This window comes from Nostoc sp. (assembly GCF_036917195.1).
Lineage (GTDB): Bacteria > Cyanobacteriota > Cyanobacteriia > Cyanobacteriales > Nostocaceae > Nostoc.
In genome coordinates, this window is record NZ_JBALDG010000097.1 from 13,366 (window position 1) to 28,586 (window position 15,221).

Sequence of the window (15,221 nt, forward strand, 5' to 3'; positions counted from 1 at the left end):
GGGTATAATGCATTTCTAGTAAAGTTCATAACACCCGCTAGAAGATTCAACTTTTTCTACAAGCTTGCCGCATCAAGATACGATTGTTTTTATACACCTCTAAAATTCCAGACTGCGGGTTATCTAACGTGCCATCCCACACCCAATATTCATAAATTCCCTTCCGAAACTTATACACTCGAACACCTTCTGTCGCTTGGCTAGTTCCTTTACCCAAACTTAAATTACCGTTGGGATTGGTCGCGCGATAGAGCAGTTCACCGGAAGTATAATTCTGCCAAATATTGATGTTATAACCACCCTGGCATTTTGTATTCAGGATGATGCCAGCAGTAGAATCAGCAGAAGCAGGTAAAGAAAAATTAGCTAAGATACTGATTGGCAAAGCAAAAAGTAACGCGGATGTTTTCATAAGTGTTGTAAAATTGATGAGTTTGACATTACCCCATTGTTGCTACAACTTCATCTGTAGAAAGGACTGCATTGGCGATATACTCAAAGTTGATCAGTGCTGCTTTATAGCCGTCACTCAGTTCCGGATGTCGAGGAGCAACTCTTGCATCTTTGACGACAACGACCATTGAGGTGGGCGAATTATCTGCCAGTAGTCGCCTTATTTCAGACTTTGACACCACTGCCTAATGGGACTTAGACAAAAACTCAAACGAAGATGCCTATCGTATTGCTTTCTGCAACAATTTCGCTTTCACGAAATAACAATATTCCTTTGTGTCCTTTACGTCCTTTGCGGTAGCCTGCGGCAAGCCGCTTCTCTACGAGAGGCTGCGCCAAGGCGTCTACGTTGTTTTCATAGATTTTGCGTAAGTCCTGATTAAGTCAAAAAATAAGTTAATTAAAGGAGTGCTTGATGGATTAAAGGTGCAATGATAGCGACGTTCTTCACCAACTCATCGGATAGAGAAAAGCGCTGTTTTAAGTAATTGGGATCGTTGTAACTCACCCACACCTTGCCGTCAGTTGCTTCCCATGCCAGTACTTTCAAGGGTAAATCCAAGGCGATTGTTGGTTCTGCCACCATGAGGGGAGTTCCGGCTTTCAGGTTGCCAAACAGCAACAATTGCGTCGGAGGTAGGCTAAGTCCGACTTTTTTGGCTTCAGCCTGTTGATCTATGCGGGCAAAAACGGTGACGCCTTTTGCTTGAAGTATGGCTGCAAAGCGATCAATAGTTTCAGTAACTGCATACGGGCTGGTCTGGTTGATGATGCCGTTGTTTGCATTCATAGCAGTCGACTCCTTGCAGGATAAAAACTGGGTAACATGGTCGTTGCTTCGGCTTCTCAAAAATTGAGGTCGGACAATCCGGGATGATCGTCAGGATGAGTTGACACAAATCTGGCCTGAACCTAGCTCTTTGGCGAGCGACTCTGTTACAGCATCGACCTCTGCTTTTTTGGTAACATCTGCCTGTACTGCGATCGCCTTTCTATCTGGGTTGATAATTTCATCAACCACGCGATCAGCTGCTTCTTTTCCAACTACGGCTGCCAGATGTTTGGCAATTGAAGCACGAATTCCTTTAGATGCCCCCGTCGCAATTGCGATTTTTCCGTCTAGTTTTTTCATGATGATTTCTTAGGATCGGGCAGCGTGAACTTCACAGTTTCACTGGTGATTACTTTGTGCATGGGGTCAGCTAGTTCGATCAGCACCTTGTGCACGCCAGGTTCCAGTCCCACCAGGATCACTGTTTCCCCACTGGAATCGACAAAGTGCCACGGCGCGTCGTCAACAGTGATGTGGATATGACCGATGCGCGGCGATACTTCGAGGGCACCTTTGCCAAACACTGGTAACACACGCAAATTCTCCGTCCAGTACTGGATGAAGACGCGGCCTTGGGCCAGTGGTTCGGGAAGCGGTGGATCGACTATCAGCTTGGGTGGTGCTTCGTTTTCAATCGCAATCAACGGTGATGATCCGATAATGTCCTTAGCGCTTGGTGTGTGGGTGTTCATAGCAGGTAAATACTTGAGAGTAGTTTATATAACGATCCATTTGAAGGTGAAGCGGCGCAGAGTCATCCCCAACTCTTGGAGACGCTACGCGAACGGGGAAGTCAAAAGTCAAAATTAATAATCCCCATAGATAAATTTAGAAGCTTGTATCATGAGTCTTTTTCGGTCATCGCTCCAGAGAAGCCATTAACGTTTCTTTGATGCGAGTTCCCAGACCGCAGTTGCGAATGCTTTCGGATCTTCCTGGGGCAGGTTATGACCGACGTTTGGAATGACCCGATGCTGACGTTCGCCGCTAAACTTCGCTGCCGTCGATTTCCCATCGGTTGCTGGCACAACACCATCTGCGTCCCCGTCCAGCGTGATCGTCGGTACCGTGATGGTCGGTTGCGCAGCGAGTCGCTGCTCAAGCTCCTCATACATGGGATAGCCAGCAGCAAGTCCAAGGCGATGGCGGTAGGAATGAATGACGACCTCCACATAATCGGGGTTGTCGAAGGCGCTGGCGTGTCGATCGAGCGTTTCCTCGTCAAAGTGCCAGTTCGGCGAATTGCGAGTCCAGAGAATCCTCGCAATCTCACGTCTGTTAGCCGTCAGTCCGGCGCGTCCGCGCTCTGTCTGGAAATAGTATTGGTACCAGATCCCCGATTCGATCGCGGGTGAAAGTGGCAGCCCTGCCTTGGCAATATCCTGGATCAGGTAGCTATTGACGGACACCAGACCTGTGCATCGTTCAGGCCAGAGAGCCGCAACAACACAAGCGGCTCGTCCACCCCAATCATAGCCAGCAAGCACAGCACGGTTCAGCTGCAATGCATCCATCAAGGCGATCGCATCGACACCGATCGCGGCTTGCTGCCCGGAGCGTGGTGTGGCGCTGTCGAGAAAACGGGTTGTTCCATGTCCCCGCAGGTAGGGAACAATCACCCGACATCCGCGTGCAGCAAGCATTAGTGCAACGTCAATGTAGCTATCGATGGAATACGGGAACCCATGCAGCAGCAACACCGGAGATCCATCGCTCGGTTCTGCTTCGTAGTAACCAATATTGAGGACACCCGCTTTGATCTGCTTGATGGGAGTAAACCTAAATTCAGATCGTTTGGGCTTGTCGAAGCTTGCGTGTGCGGTACCCATGAGTGCCATTTCTGTGAAAATGCTTGCTGCCGCCGTACCCAGAAAGCGGCGGCGGTTGTGTTTAATTGCTTTGAGCATAGGGTTGACTGTATCCTTCAAACCATTGGAATGATTCGCAAATACGAACTGTAGAGCTTATCTCTGACTTACCCAACGAAAACTGAATAAGTCAGAGCAGCCTCAAACCCGCGATGCCAAAACCTGCAAGAACGAGGATTCATTGCAACTGGCGGTTAAGGAAGCGATCGCATTTTATTGCAGATATTTCTTCAATTGGGCAGCAGCTTGAACAAACAGAGAACGGGTTTCTGGCAACTCGGCTAAACCATTCAGTAGTCCGAAGTCATGAATCATACCGTTGTACTGCACAGTTGTTACCTCGACCCCAGCTTCATCGAGCTTGCGTCCATAGGCTGTGCCCTCGTCATGCAAGATATCGCTCTCTGCAACCACAATTAACGCTGGAGGCAAGCCTTTGAGTTGCTCAACCGTCGCCTGTAGAGGAGAAGCATAGATGTCTTTGCGCTTTTCTGGGTCAGCGATGTACATGTCATACATCCACTTCATCGTTGGTGCAGTCAGAAAACGCTGATCGCCAAATTGGTGATAAGAATTCGTTTCAAAATCAGCATCTACAATCGGCCACATCATGATTTGCAGCTTGATGTGTGGCCCTCCTTTTTCTTTCGCCTTCAAAGCGGTTACTGCTGTCATGTTGCCACCGACACTGTTGCCAACAACTGCCAGATTCTTGCCATCCACCTCAATCTCCTCACCATGCTCGGCAACCCATTTGGTCGCAGCATAAATCTCATTGATTGCCTGTGGGTACTGAGCATCTGGCGTGCGAGTGTAGTTGACAAACACACCTGCAAACCCTGAAAGCACAACCAGATCGCGAACCATGCGCTTGTGTGTTGGGTAATCACCCAGCACCCAACCACCACCATGAATAAAGATGAAAACAGGCAATGTGCCTTTGACCCCTTCAGGTCGTACAATATTGAGGGTAATTGAATAACCCTCAGCAGCAATCGTCTTTTCAGACTCTTCAATGCCTGAAAGGTCTACTGAAAGGGAAGCCTGTGCATCCACAAGAACTTGACGTGCTTCGAGTGGAGTGAGTTTCTCCAGCGCCACACCCCCTGAATTCAGCACTTTCAAAAATTCCTTCGTTCCTTTGGAAAGACGTGGATCATCCGCAACTTCCAGAATTTTTGCTGCTTGTGAATTTGCTTGAGCAACCATGACATTCTCCTTTAATGAATTGTAAACAATCTGTTGAGATGGCACTGTCAAGTTAATTGATTTAACAGTACTGCTTTATAAGTAGTAATTGTAGAATGACAATTACTTTTTACCGACATCGTTTCCCAGCCAAAACTATTTGTTACTGGTGGTTAGCTTGGTGTTCTCTGTGAGTGGTCAGAAAACGGCGAATATGGTCTGCGATCGCGTCCCCATCTTCTTCCAGAGTAAAGTGCCCCGTATCAAACAAATGAAACTCCAGGTTTTTTAAGTCGCGTTTGTAGGCATAAGCTCCCTCGACTAAAAAGCTCTGGTCATTTTTGCCCCATACAATTAGCGTGGGTGGTTGATATTGGCGCAAGTAAGCTTGCCATTGCGGATATAACCGCACATTGGACTGGTAGTCGTATTTTAATGCCAATTGAATATCCATATTGCCGGGGCGATCAAGGAGTGCTTGATCCAGAGTCCAAGTATCGGGACTGAGGTTTTCTAGATTCCTGGCTCCAGTAACGTAATGCCATTTCGTGCCCTTGCTTGCAAGAGCCTGTCGCACGCGATCAGCATTTTCGGGTGTCTTGTTCTGCCAAAAAGCGCGCATGGGCTTCCAGAAATCACCAAGTCCCTCCTCGTAGGCATTGCCATTTTGCACAATCAGCGTCTCAATCTGCTCTGGATACTGTGTTGCCAATCGATAGCCAATCGGAGCGCCATAATCCATTAAATAAAGGCTATAACGTTTCAATCCGATTGTATCGACAAAGCCTGCTATCACTTCGGCAAGGCGATCAAAGGTATAATCAAACTCATCCACCGTTGGCATGGAGCTATAGCCAAAACCAGGATAATCAGGTGCAATCAGATGAAATTGCTCCGCCAACGCCGGAATTAAATTGCGGAACATGTGGGACGAGGTTGGAAAGCCGTGCAATAGTAGAATCGTCGGATGATCGCGAGAACCAGCTTCGCGATAAAAGATATCTAAACCATTGATCGATACTGTGCAATAAGTGGTCATGCGTTTACTTTTTTAAATTCAAATCATTCAACAGAATCAGAAATAGTTGATCTTGTTTATTCAAACGTTTATACCTGAGCATGAGCCATGCTGGGATAATCCATCATTTCCACCGATCAGGCGAGAACGGATTGCAGTCGTGATGTGAGAAATTGCTCGATATAGTTTGCGATCGCATCCCCATCCTCTTCTAGGGCAAAATGTCCGGTATCGAGTAGATGGAACTCAACGTCTTTCAAATCGCGCTGGTAAGGATAAGCACCATCAGCAGGGAAGATGTAGTCGTTCTTGCCCCAAACAATCAGGGTCGGAGGTTGATAGTTGCGGAAATACTCTTGCCATTGGGGATAGAGCGGTGGATTCGTACTATAGCTATAAAACAGCGCCAGTTGAATCTCTTCGTTTCCGGGACGATCAAGGAAATGTTGATCCACCGTCCAAGTATCGGGACTAATTGCTTCCAGATTACGAATACCGTTGGTATATTGCCACTTCGTTGCTTCTAGAGTGAAAAGATATTTGAGCTTTTGGGCATTCTCAGGCGATCGCTCTTGCCAGTATGCCTTAATTGGTTCCCAGAATTCGCGCAGACCTTCCTCGTAGGCATTACCATTTTGAACAATCAGAGATTGCACGCGTTCTGGATATTTAGCGGCAATTCGATAGCCAATGGGTGCACCATAATCCATCACATAAAGGCTGTATTTTTTGAGATCGATGGCAACAATGAATTTCTCTACAATCTCAGCCAAGCGATCAAACGTGTAGTCAAATTCATTTACTGTTGGCATCGAACTGTTGCCGTAACCCGGATAGTCAGGCGCAACAAGATGGAATTTATCAGCAAGTGCTGGTATGAGATTACGGAACATGTGAGACGACGTCGGGAAGCCGTGCAATAGCAGAATCGTTGGATTATCACGGGAACCCGCTTCGCGGTAGAAGATGTCTAAACCATCGATAGAAACGCTGCGATATGTAGTCATGGGATTAGTCCTTCTTCAGAATGAAGTTGTATGTTATGACACCAGATCAAATTGTCACTTAATAAAACCGGGCATTGAGCGATATTTCTAAATTGAAAATCAATGATTACTCGTTCAGCCAAATCACAAACAGGTAAAGACGTTTGTGCAAAACCTCAACTAGAGCGCTTCCTATGCTGGTAAGGTATACCAAAACTTCACATCTAAATCCTTTCAACTTTGAGGGTGTACTTCATCTGCTCGATAACCGCTATAAGCGATTGATGGTTTCGATTACTGAATATGGGCTGGGCTGACTGATGATGCCGTTATTTGCATTCATAGCATCCAACTCCTCAACGGTTTTGGTGATGGATATTTTTAGGGCACTTCAAATCTGTGCCATACCGCCATCGACAAACAACTCAATGCCGTTCACAAAGCTGCTGTCGGCTGAAGCCAGAAAAACAACCGCTTTGGCAATCTCATCGGGTGTGCCGACTCGTCCCAGTGGGATGGCGCTGGCTTGGCTGTCCACGAATTCTTGCAACTGCTGATCATTCAGTCCCAAATGATCGTAACCAGGAGTCGGAACCACACCAGGGCTAATGGCATTCACTCGGATCTTGCGTTCTTTGAGGTCGAGTATCCAATTCCGAGCAAATGATCTCACGGCGGCTTTGGTAGCGCTGTAAACACTGAAAGCTGGCGTACCTTTTATAGAAGTAATCGAAGCATTTAGGATAATAGAAGCGCCCTCTGGCAACAGTGGCAGTGCCTTTTGTACGGTGAACAGCAAACCTTTGACGTTTATGTTGAATGTTTTGTCAAAGTGTTCCTCAGTGATTGCTCCAAGTGGGGCAATTTCTCCACCGCCAGCATTAGCGAAGATGATATCAAGGTGTCCTTGCTCTTGCTTAATGGTGGCAAACAGGCGATCGAGGTCTGCCAGATTAGAAACATCGCTCTGCACAGCCGTAACATTTTTACCAATGGCTTCTACAGCAGCATCCAGTTCGACTTGGCGACGACCCGTGATGTAGACATAAGCACCTTCAGCAACAAACTGTTTGGCTGTGGCAAGACCGATACCACTGTTACCACCCGTGACAAGGGCGATTTTTCTTTCTAGTTTTCCCATTATGCGAATCCTCTGATTATTGGGTTTAAATGCAATTTTTGCACAATGACGAGGCTGTATCTAGCCCACAGGCTTTAGTAATTAAGCTAGTCGCACCAACTTTCGGGTAGCGCTTCAAGTTAAGTAGCGCTCAAATCTGTGCCATACCGCCATCGACAAACAGCTGCTAACCCCTATCCTTGGTAGAAATAGTCCGGCTGGATCTTGCCCTTAAGACGTTCGCGCATCTCAATCGAGAAGCGGAGCACTGCACCGAGGGGACGATGATGGATAGCAATATGGACAATTAGACCATCTGAGTTTTTGATGAGGATTGTCACATCAGAAAGGGGCTGTCCGCCGAACGCTTTCGCTTCCCACTCCAGATATGTTTGTTGAGCACTCTCGACTTGACGAGTGAAAGTGAGCGCCTCGTAAACTTTGCTGGGGGTAGCCATAACACTTTTTACGCAATCCCGCCCCTGGATCGAGCGGACAAGCACACTGGCTTCAAGAGTAACGTTGTCAGCAAAAGCGTCCGCGAATGAGCTTTCCAACTTATCAGTGAAGGCAGGCTTGAGTCCATTTCTGCATTTGGATGTTGGTCGTGGTGTTGCTAGTCATTTAAGATAAGTAATCGGACAAAATTAAATTCATTCGTGAAGGCAGGAGTCAGAAAAAAGTTTGTGTAATCAATTCTGTCGGAGTACTTATACCTGAAGTCTTAGGGTAAATCTCCAGGCGTACCCAGAATTTCGTCGCCAATTTCGCTAGAGATGCGATTGAGCAATTCCATGTCAGGTGCCTGATTCTTGTTTTGCGTCCCTGTTGCTTCAATGAGTTGAGCAAAGGCACTAGGCGCAGCAACGACTAACCCGCGAGCTGGTTGATCGCTGAGTGCAGCGACAACATGGGGTGTGCCCATTGGAATAAAGGCACTTTCACCTGCGCCTAGCACAACCTTATTCTTATCAACCCAGACAGTGAACTCTCCTTCCAATACATAGGGTTGTTCTGAATAGCGTGTATGGCGATGGGGTGGAGTCTGTGCACCAGGAGGGAAATAGCCCTCAATCAGGTCATATTTACCATCAGTTGTGGTGCGATCGGCGACGATAGTAAGGTAGTTATTAAGAAGCCAGAATGATTTTGTCATAGAAGTACTTCTTCTAATAAATGAATTGTGTTATGAACGCTCAAGCTTGCAGATCGGGTAAAGCAGGCGTTCATGCCGTTTCTAGATAGACAAGTGTGACAAATTTTGAACATTAAGCTTGTTGGGAACGCTTTGCGAGGTACGCTCCGCTTTAATTAAATCTGCTGCCTTCTCAGCAATCATGATAGTGGGTGCATTTGTATTGCCTGTAGTAATTGTTGGCATGATTGATGCATCAACAACACGAAGACCTTGAATTCCATGTACTCGTAGTTGAGGATCGACCACTGCCATTGAGTCAATGCCCATTTTGCAAGTGCCAACCGGATGCCATACAGTGCTGCAAGTGTCCCGAATGTAAGCTTCGAGTGCTGCATCACTCTGAACGTGGGAACCTGGGGCAATCTCTTCACCATGAAAATCATCAAAGGCACTGGTCTGAATCAATTGGCGGATTAATTTAACTCCCTCAACCAACTTTTGCACATCGGCTTGACTTTGTAGATAATTCATCCGAATGGTTGGTGGATCGTTGGGGTCAGGCGATAGCGTTAGCGAAGCGGTAGCGAGTCTTCGAGCGTCAGCGCTGCTGCCTCCGGCAGGACGCAAACTAACGCTGCCAACATTTTGCAGACTGGTAAGAGAGACTGCACCCGTAAATCCAAAATTAGCAGGAGTATAACCAGGTGACAAGAATTGAATCGGCCCGAAGAAGAACTGCAAATCGGGTGCGACCTCCACATTCCCCTCGCTATGCAAAAATAATCCGGCTTCAACTCCATTACTGGTGATGGCAGGGTGTATATCTTGAGTAACTTCTTGAACGACACAAGTGAGAATGTGATCCTGAAGGTTTTGACCGACACCCGGCAAATCTGCAACGACAGAAATTCCCATCGCTTGCAGGTGTTCGGCAGTACCAATTCCAGAAAGCATTAGCAGTTTGGGCGAATCAAACGCACCTGCACTTAAAATCACTTCCTGGTTGACTCTCACCTGGTGAAGCGTACCTTCATGCAGATATTCCACTCCCACACAGCGAGTGCCCTCAACCAGCAATCTCGTCACCAATGCCCCTGTCACTACTGTCAAATTGGGACGATGGAGAATGGGTAGAAGAAAAGCAGCCGCAGCACTGTGCCGTTTACCATCCTTGACCGTCAATTGATAGAGTCCTACCCCGTCTTGCTGTACACCATTAAAATCAGGATTGTAGTTGTATCCCATTGAGACACAGGCATCTACAAAGCGTTGGGAGACTACAGCAGGGGACATCAAATCGGTAACGCTCAACTCCCCATCAACCCCGTGAAATTCTGACGCGCCTCGCTGCTGCTGCTCCGATTTCTTGAAATAGGGCAATACATCAAGGTACGACCAACCGGGATTTCCTAATTTCTGCCAGCGATCGTAATCTTGAGGATTGCCCCGGACATACATCATGAAATTAATCGAACTGCTGCCCCCCAAGACTTTGCCACGGGAACAAAACATTTTGCGACCCTTCAGGTAGGGTTCCGGCTCAGAAAAGTAACTCCAATCAACTTCAGAGCCTATTAGGCTAAAGCATTGCGCCGGAATTTGAATTTCTGGTTTCGTAGCTGGGTTGCCCGCTTCTAGGAGTAACACAGTTGTGTCACTGTCTTCGGTTAGACGATTGGTAACCACACAACCTGCCGACCCTGCACCGATTACAATGTAGTCATAATTGGTCATAAAGTTCTCTTCCTCTGTTATCTACGATGGATAAATGGAGTCAAGAATAAACTGATTTAAAGAGTGATTGCTGAAACACTGTTAGTTATTCATTTACAACACCCGATCTGCTGAAGTTAATTGCGTACCAATGGTGTATCCAGCAAATATTCTGCCAAAAACCAAACTTGCGTCTGATTGGTTCGCGGGACTTGGCTCACTAACAAATCGTTAAATTGGGATTACTTTACAGCAGTGCTTGCTGCTTCAATCACTTTGGCAACCTCTTTTGAATGAGAAATAAAAGGAACATGACTGGAGTTAACTTCGGTTGTCTTAGCATTAATCCGTTTAGCCATAAATCGTTGAAGTTCAGGGTTGATGGCGCGATCGCTTTGAGTCACGATAAACCAACAAGGAATCGTTTTCCAGGCGATTTCGTTCAATGATTGCTCAAACGCGGCGCTGGCGATCGGCTTTTGGGTTGCTGCCATCACTCGCGCCTCAGTCTTCGATACGTCTTGGGCAAAAAACTCGTGAAACTTACTGCGATCTATATAGAGAAAGTTTGCAGCATCAGGTACGATCGCCTTGCTAATTGGAGGTGCTGCATACTTTTTATTCAAATCACTCGTCTTTTCTCCGACATCTGGGGCGAAAGCATTAACATAAACCAGAGCTTTCACCTGTGGATTGCCAGCCGCCGCACCCGTAATCACATTTCCACCATAGGAATGTCCGACCAAAACAACGGAACCTTTTTGATTGTCAATTACCCGCTTCGTCGTTGCCACATCATCAGCAAGCGAGGTGAGCGGAATCTGCACAGCGGTCACTCTATAGCTATCCTGCTCCAACAATGGAATAACGTGTTGCCATGATGTACCATCAGCAAAAGCCCCATGAACGAGAATGATCGCAGGTTTAGAGTTGGAGGCTTGAAGTAATTTCTTGGAGGTGGCTGATGTTGGATGCATTAATATCCCAACGACAACACTTAATGCAGATAACCACAGTAACAATTTTTGAACTTTTTTCCATGTAAAAACTATCATTGCGATCGCCTTTGTATTCTTGCTAAATTGCTCAAATCTCTGGTTTTTGTTGTCCGTATAGAAGTTATGAAATACTCCCCGCTCAAATAAGTAGAACGATGTGGAAAAACTAAACTATGTTAAGAAAATTAAATAGACTCAAACCCTCTTGGCTCCTGCCTCCTGCCTTCTGCCTCATCCCAACAAGAAATATTCACACCGACCTACTTACTTGTTAAGATAAGCACCAAAAACCTTAATCATTTGCAGCAACAATGGCTACCATTATCTGTTCAACAGTCCAGCGATTAAGATAGCGAATTCCATTAATAAACAAAGCGGGTGCAACCTCTATTCCACTTCGCAGTCCACCTTCGATATCCGCATTGATACGATTGACATACGCTCCCTTGGATAATTCCTGCAAAAATTGAGAAATATCAAGTCCTAAACGATTGGCGTACTCTACTAGATAGCCATTCTCCAACTCTTGTTGATAAATGAACAATATCTCATGCATTTGCCAAAACTGCCCTTGAGCCGCAGCGGCTTCCGCGGCTTCCGCTGCTCGTTGAGCATGTGGATGAATCTGTACCTGAGGAAAATGACGGAAGATAAAACCTAAATTGTTTTCTCCAAACGAAACCTTCAATTGCTGTTGAGCAACTTTAATCAATCGATAGACGTTGGCACTTTGAAAACATTCATAATCTCCATACATGACGAATACTACAGTAGCATTCAGTACACCTTGGATATGATCCTGGGTTGAAGGCGGAACGAATAGAGAACGATTATTATGGTTGTAAGTCATCTTTCGGTTTGTATTAAGCAAACTTAAGCCTCACAAACCAACTGCATCAACATTGCTATGGATTCAATATAGACAATTGACTCTCTGTTGTCGTCCACTCTGGGTTGACATTTTTGTACAATCAAGTGATGGATGAACCTGTCCATCTCGCAGTGGAAGGTTGTCTCCAACTTTAGTTGGAGTCTAAAGCCAATCTAAAGGGGAAAAGTTGAGGAGGCAGGAGGCAGGAGGAACCCACCCTTAAAAGAGTGGGACTTAGGCTGTAGACGTTTTATACCTTGCTCTAAGTTAATATAAGTATAATTATTTATCTTTTTTTTTGTTTTAGACCCAGAATTAAAGTTTTAATTTATACTTACAACCTCCTGTCTCCTAACTCCTGCCTTCTTTGTAAAGGTTCACTTTTCTTCCCCCCTTTTTTCCCACTTACAAACTTACAATCCCACGCTTAACAGCAGTAATCACGGCTTGTGTGCGATCGCTCACTCCCAGTTTGCTCAAAATGCGATTCACATGCGATTTGACAGTGCTTTCACCAATACTTAAAGCAGTCCCAATTTCCTGATTACTCATTCCTTGTGCCATCAAACGCAGCACTTCCAACTCTCGTTCACTCAGTTCTGGATTGCTCATTCGCTGCAATAATTTTGCGCCCACTTCTGGCGGAATGTATTTCTGACCATTATGAATGGCGCGAATCGCATTTAAAAGCTCGCCAGGTTTAGCATCCTTAAGCAGATAGCCTTGAGCGCCCGCCTGCAAGCCGCGATAGATGTCTTCATCACTATCGTAGGTCGTGAGTACCGCGATTCGAGCCTGCTTAAATTCAGCACAAATTGCCATAATGGCTTCAACACCTCCCATTTTAGGCATTCGTAAATCCATTAGCGTGACATCGGGTTGGTATTCTCGAAACGCGTCGATCGCCTGCTGTCCATTTTCAGCTTGAGCGATCGCTGTCATTTCTGGATCGCGGTTAATGATAGTTGCTAGACCCTTTCTGACTATGGGATGGTCGTCAACAATCAGCACCCGGATCGTAGTGGATTGGCTCATTGTAATTCTCACTCTCGATTGATAGTGACCAAAGAAATGGGATACAAGCCCCATCCTAAAGGAGCGGCTTTTTTATCTTAAGGGTTCTAATTAGTTCCCGTAAAACATCTGATTTAGTTCTTCCATATGCTTAATAAACGCTCTTGAACCACTCAAAGAAAATGCTCAAGAATGTCTACGCCTTATGGGCATGGCACTGAAAAACCTAAGCGTTGCCATGAACAACATCCAAGCGCTCGAAGCGGCGGCGATAATTTTGGGTACTAGTCCCACACAATCAGCGATCGCAACAAAGACGGAGCAATTACAACTATTACCTGTGGCTATTAGTGAAATTAGGCAAGTACTTGCACGTCAACAGTTTACATGGCAGGAGTTTTGGGCTGTAGCTGAAAAATACGAGGTGATAAAACTTGACTTACTGGGCTCTCCTTACCACCTTCGAGACTGATTTAATCACACAAGCCCGAAAAAACAATGAACAGTTAACAGTTAAGCTAATCGTCATTCATTTTTCCAGGTTGATTCACTTGTAGTAAGGACAACTCTACGGGTTCAGCTCCTGCAGTAAAGCCCTGCTTTTATGCAACGCTTTCAGGCTCCGTCCTTATCGCTAATAATGCGGATACTTGATGACTGATAACCAAGTCCCGTTCAATGTTGTATCCCCTACACCCTACCCTTTATCCCCCCACACCCTTCTTATTGACTAATGACTACGCCATAGGTGCTGTTTGTCGCCCAGATTGTCATGGAAAAATTTAGGAAAAAATGTGAATACAAATTATATTGCAATTAAGAGTGGTAGCAAACAGCCCTTTGAGCCTATACTATTAGACATCTCCGAAAAATACCAATGTCGCTGTCTGACTGGATTTAACCAGGCAAACGCCAATTGCAAACATCAGTCACTCTCAACGCAAAAATAAGGCTTTAAGATAGTTACTGTTGATAATAATGCCAAACTAAGTATCTATACTAGTTAATTTTAACTGCAAAAAAATTCCACTATTTTATATTGGTAAAACTAATGTTCCTATACGGAGTCTTACAACTCCACATATCGTCATCATTATTTGTTCGTATTTCCGTGGATTTAATCTAAATCGTTCAGAAGCAACTCTAAAGATTTTAATTACACGAATCAAATGTTCGACAAAAATTAGTTCGGATGCCAGTTCTTTATTTTTCTCTTTTTGGGATAAGCTTAGTTCTCCTTTTTTCGGCTTTTTTTTTGGAGTTTTAATTGATGATTCTCCTTCATCAGCTTTATCACCATTAAATTTTTGTCTATGGTCAAATCCTTTTTGACGTTCTCGAAACAAATTTATATCACTTTTTGGTTCAGGATGACCCGCGACTATATCAACAATGTCCTCTCCGTTTGGTAAAACGATAACCTGGTTTTTCATTGTATGATTTTTATTCTTGCCAAAGTAATATTTTTTTGTTCTTCATACTCTCCAGGTCTTTCTCTAGACTATTCACAACTATCTACTATTAGTTCAAAATCGGTGAGAATTCCTTTAACAATCTTGGAGTCACTGACGTTTTTTTTACTTGTTCGAGTAAACTTGATGGTCAGAGTTCTTCTCGGAGTGGAAACCAGTAGTTAAATGTATCATTTGCGGTTGATTCACTTACTTAAAACTAAATACCTAGCAATTGAAATGTTGTCAAGTGTTATAGATATATCAAAGTTAACAGAATTTGCTCCTCCTTAGATAGCTTTACCTGACGACCACCCCCTTTATTTATGATTCTAATTTTCTTTGCTTCGATGTCCTGTTGCTTTTAATTATCTAAGGCGATCGCCTGCTTCATTAGTTATTCTAGTTGCTCATACTTTAGACCAACCAATCGCTGCGTTTCCTGGATATTGTTTTTAATATAACCTAATCAGGACCTGACTTTTCCCGTTAAGTCTCTTTTGCAAGCTGCCAACCCTCACAGAGGTCGTGTAATTTTAACCAACCTCGCCAAAGCACCTGAATACCAATT

General features: G+C 45.1%; 18 protein-coding genes. 1 reads left to right on the forward strand and 17 read right to left on the reverse strand.

Annotation, left to right across the window (positions count from 1 at the left end; genetic code table 11):
- Positions 1-46: 46 nt before the first annotated feature.
- The 16 genes from V7K40_RS32615 to V7K40_RS32690 form a co-directional block, all read right to left on the reverse strand.
- Entirely contained in the window at positions 47-412 is a 366-nt protein-coding gene (locus V7K40_RS32615) for a hypothetical protein (RefSeq protein ID WP_334967018.1), read from the reverse strand.
- A 28-nt stretch (positions 413-440) separates the two neighbouring features.
- Positions 441-632 (reverse strand): hypothetical protein, encoded by a 192-nt coding sequence (locus V7K40_RS32620; RefSeq protein ID WP_334967019.1) that lies wholly within the window; start codon positions 630-632, stop codon positions 441-443.
- A gap of 221 nt (positions 633-853) precedes the next feature.
- On the reverse strand, positions 854-1,243 hold the full coding sequence (locus V7K40_RS32625) for a DUF302 domain-containing protein (RefSeq protein ID WP_334967020.1): 390 nt from the start codon (positions 1,241-1,243) through the stop codon (positions 854-856).
- A 90-nt stretch (positions 1,244-1,333) separates the two neighbouring features.
- On the reverse strand, positions 1,334-1,585 hold the full coding sequence (locus V7K40_RS32630; RefSeq protein ID WP_334967021.1) for an SDR family NAD(P)-dependent oxidoreductase: 252 nt from the start codon (positions 1,583-1,585) through the stop codon (positions 1,334-1,336).
- Positions 1,582-1,977 (reverse strand): DUF6130 family protein, encoded by a 396-nt coding sequence (locus tag V7K40_RS32635; RefSeq protein WP_334967022.1) that lies wholly within the window; start codon positions 1,975-1,977, stop codon positions 1,582-1,584. The genes V7K40_RS32630 and V7K40_RS32635 overlap by 4 nt, the downstream gene beginning before the upstream one ends.
- A 186-nt stretch (positions 1,978-2,163) precedes the next feature.
- Positions 2,164-3,192 carry an alpha/beta hydrolase gene (locus tag V7K40_RS32640; protein ID WP_334967023.1) on the reverse strand — a complete coding sequence of 343 codons (1,029 nt, stop codon included), beginning with the start codon at positions 3,190-3,192 and terminating at the stop codon, positions 2,164-2,166.
- A gap of 174 nt (positions 3,193-3,366) precedes the next feature.
- On the reverse strand, positions 3,367-4,362 hold the full coding sequence (locus tag V7K40_RS32645) for an alpha/beta hydrolase (RefSeq protein WP_334967024.1): 996 nt from the start codon (positions 4,360-4,362) through the stop codon (positions 3,367-3,369).
- Positions 4,363-4,504: 142 nt separating this feature from the next.
- Positions 4,505-5,380: an alpha/beta hydrolase gene (locus tag V7K40_RS32650; RefSeq protein WP_334967025.1), complete on the reverse strand. Its 876-nt coding sequence runs from the start codon at positions 5,378-5,380 to the stop codon at positions 4,505-4,507.
- Between the two features lie 116 nt (positions 5,381-5,496).
- Positions 5,497-6,366: an alpha/beta hydrolase gene (locus tag V7K40_RS32655; RefSeq protein WP_334967026.1), complete on the reverse strand. Its 870-nt coding sequence runs from the start codon at positions 6,364-6,366 to the stop codon at positions 5,497-5,499.
- A gap of 370 nt (positions 6,367-6,736) precedes the next feature.
- Entirely contained in the window at positions 6,737-7,486 is a 750-nt protein-coding gene (locus V7K40_RS32660; RefSeq protein WP_334967027.1) for an SDR family oxidoreductase, read from the reverse strand.
- 173 nt (positions 7,487-7,659) lie between these two features.
- On the reverse strand, positions 7,660-7,923 hold the full coding sequence (locus tag V7K40_RS32665) for a hypothetical protein (RefSeq protein WP_334967028.1): 264 nt from the start codon (positions 7,921-7,923) through the stop codon (positions 7,660-7,662).
- Positions 7,924-8,189: 266 nt separating this feature from the next.
- Positions 8,190-8,621: a cupin domain-containing protein gene (locus tag V7K40_RS32670; RefSeq protein WP_334967029.1), complete on the reverse strand. Its 432-nt coding sequence runs from the start codon at positions 8,619-8,621 to the stop codon at positions 8,190-8,192.
- Positions 8,622-8,702: 81 nt separating this feature from the next.
- On the reverse strand, positions 8,703-10,337 hold the full coding sequence (locus tag V7K40_RS32675) for a GMC family oxidoreductase N-terminal domain-containing protein (protein WP_334967030.1): 1,635 nt from the start codon (positions 10,335-10,337) through the stop codon (positions 8,703-8,705).
- A gap of 221 nt (positions 10,338-10,558) precedes the next feature.
- Complete coding sequence (locus V7K40_RS32680; RefSeq protein WP_334967031.1) at positions 10,559-11,371, reverse strand: alpha/beta hydrolase; 813 nt, start codon at positions 11,369-11,371, stop codon at positions 10,559-10,561.
- A 235-nt stretch (positions 11,372-11,606) separates the two neighbouring features.
- Complete coding sequence (locus V7K40_RS32685) at positions 11,607-12,164, reverse strand: DsbA family protein (protein WP_334967032.1); 558 nt, start codon at positions 12,162-12,164, stop codon at positions 11,607-11,609.
- Between the two features lie 426 nt (positions 12,165-12,590).
- Positions 12,591-13,220, reverse strand: a complete 630-nt coding sequence (locus tag V7K40_RS32690; RefSeq protein WP_334967033.1) for a response regulator transcription factor — start codon at positions 13,218-13,220, stop codon at positions 12,591-12,593.
- A 217-nt stretch (positions 13,221-13,437) separates the two neighbouring features.
- Between V7K40_RS32690 and V7K40_RS32695 the strand changes: the two genes are divergently transcribed.
- Complete coding sequence (locus tag V7K40_RS32695) at positions 13,438-13,671, forward strand: hypothetical protein (RefSeq protein ID WP_334967034.1); 234 nt, start codon at positions 13,438-13,440, stop codon at positions 13,669-13,671.
- 562 nt (positions 13,672-14,233) lie between these two features.
- Here V7K40_RS32695 and V7K40_RS32700 read toward each other — a convergent pair.
- Positions 14,234-14,632 (reverse strand): transposase family protein, encoded by a 399-nt coding sequence (locus V7K40_RS32700; RefSeq protein ID WP_334967035.1) that lies wholly within the window; start codon positions 14,630-14,632, stop codon positions 14,234-14,236.
- Positions 14,633-15,221 lie beyond the last annotated feature (589 nt).

Excerpts from the sequence above, each read along its gene's own strand:
- V7K40_RS32615 (WP_334967018.1), bottom strand. The coding sequence starts at position 412 with ATGAAAACATCCGCGTTACTTTTTGCTTTGCCAATCAGTATCTTAGCT.
- V7K40_RS32625 (WP_334967020.1), bottom strand. The coding sequence starts at position 1,243 with ATGAATGCAAACAACGGCATCATCAACCAGACCAGCCCGTATGCAGTT.
- V7K40_RS32630 (WP_334967021.1), bottom strand. The coding sequence starts at position 1,585 with ATGAAAAAACTAGACGGAAAAATCGCAATTGCGACGGGGGCATCTAAA.
- V7K40_RS32635 (WP_334967022.1), bottom strand. The coding sequence starts at position 1,977 with ATGAACACCCACACACCAAGCGCTAAGGACATTATCGGATCATCACCG.
- V7K40_RS32640 (WP_334967023.1), bottom strand. The coding sequence starts at position 3,192 with ATGCTCAAAGCAATTAAACACAACCGCCGCCGCTTTCTGGGTACGGCG.
- V7K40_RS32645 (WP_334967024.1), bottom strand. The coding sequence starts at position 4,362 with ATGGTTGCTCAAGCAAATTCACAAGCAGCAAAAATTCTGGAAGTTGCG.
- V7K40_RS32650 (WP_334967025.1), bottom strand. The coding sequence starts at position 5,380 with ATGACCACTTATTGCACAGTATCGATCAATGGTTTAGATATCTTTTAT.
- V7K40_RS32655 (WP_334967026.1), bottom strand. The coding sequence starts at position 6,366 with ATGACTACATATCGCAGCGTTTCTATCGATGGTTTAGACATCTTCTAC.
- V7K40_RS32660 (WP_334967027.1), bottom strand. The coding sequence starts at position 7,486 with ATGGGAAAACTAGAAAGAAAAATCGCCCTTGTCACGGGTGGTAACAGT.
- V7K40_RS32665 (WP_334967028.1), bottom strand. The coding sequence starts at position 7,923 with ATGGCTACCCCCAGCAAAGTTTACGAGGCGCTCACTTTCACTCGTCAA.
- V7K40_RS32670 (WP_334967029.1), bottom strand. The coding sequence starts at position 8,621 with ATGACAAAATCATTCTGGCTTCTTAATAACTACCTTACTATCGTCGCC.
- V7K40_RS32675 (WP_334967030.1), bottom strand. The coding sequence starts at position 10,337 with ATGACCAATTATGACTACATTGTAATCGGTGCAGGGTCGGCAGGTTGT.
- V7K40_RS32680 (WP_334967031.1), bottom strand. The coding sequence starts at position 11,371 with ATGATAGTTTTTACATGGAAAAAAGTTCAAAAATTGTTACTGTGGTTA.
- V7K40_RS32685 (WP_334967032.1), bottom strand. The coding sequence starts at position 12,164 with ATGACTTACAACCATAATAATCGTTCTCTATTCGTTCCGCCTTCAACC.
- V7K40_RS32690 (WP_334967033.1), bottom strand. The coding sequence starts at position 13,220 with ATGAGCCAATCCACTACGATCCGGGTGCTGATTGTTGACGACCATCCC.
- V7K40_RS32695 (WP_334967034.1), top strand. The coding sequence starts at position 13,438 with ATGAACAACATCCAAGCGCTCGAAGCGGCGGCGATAATTTTGGGTACT.
- V7K40_RS32700 (WP_334967035.1), bottom strand. The coding sequence starts at position 14,632 with ATGAAAAACCAGGTTATCGTTTTACCAAACGGAGAGGACATTGTTGAT.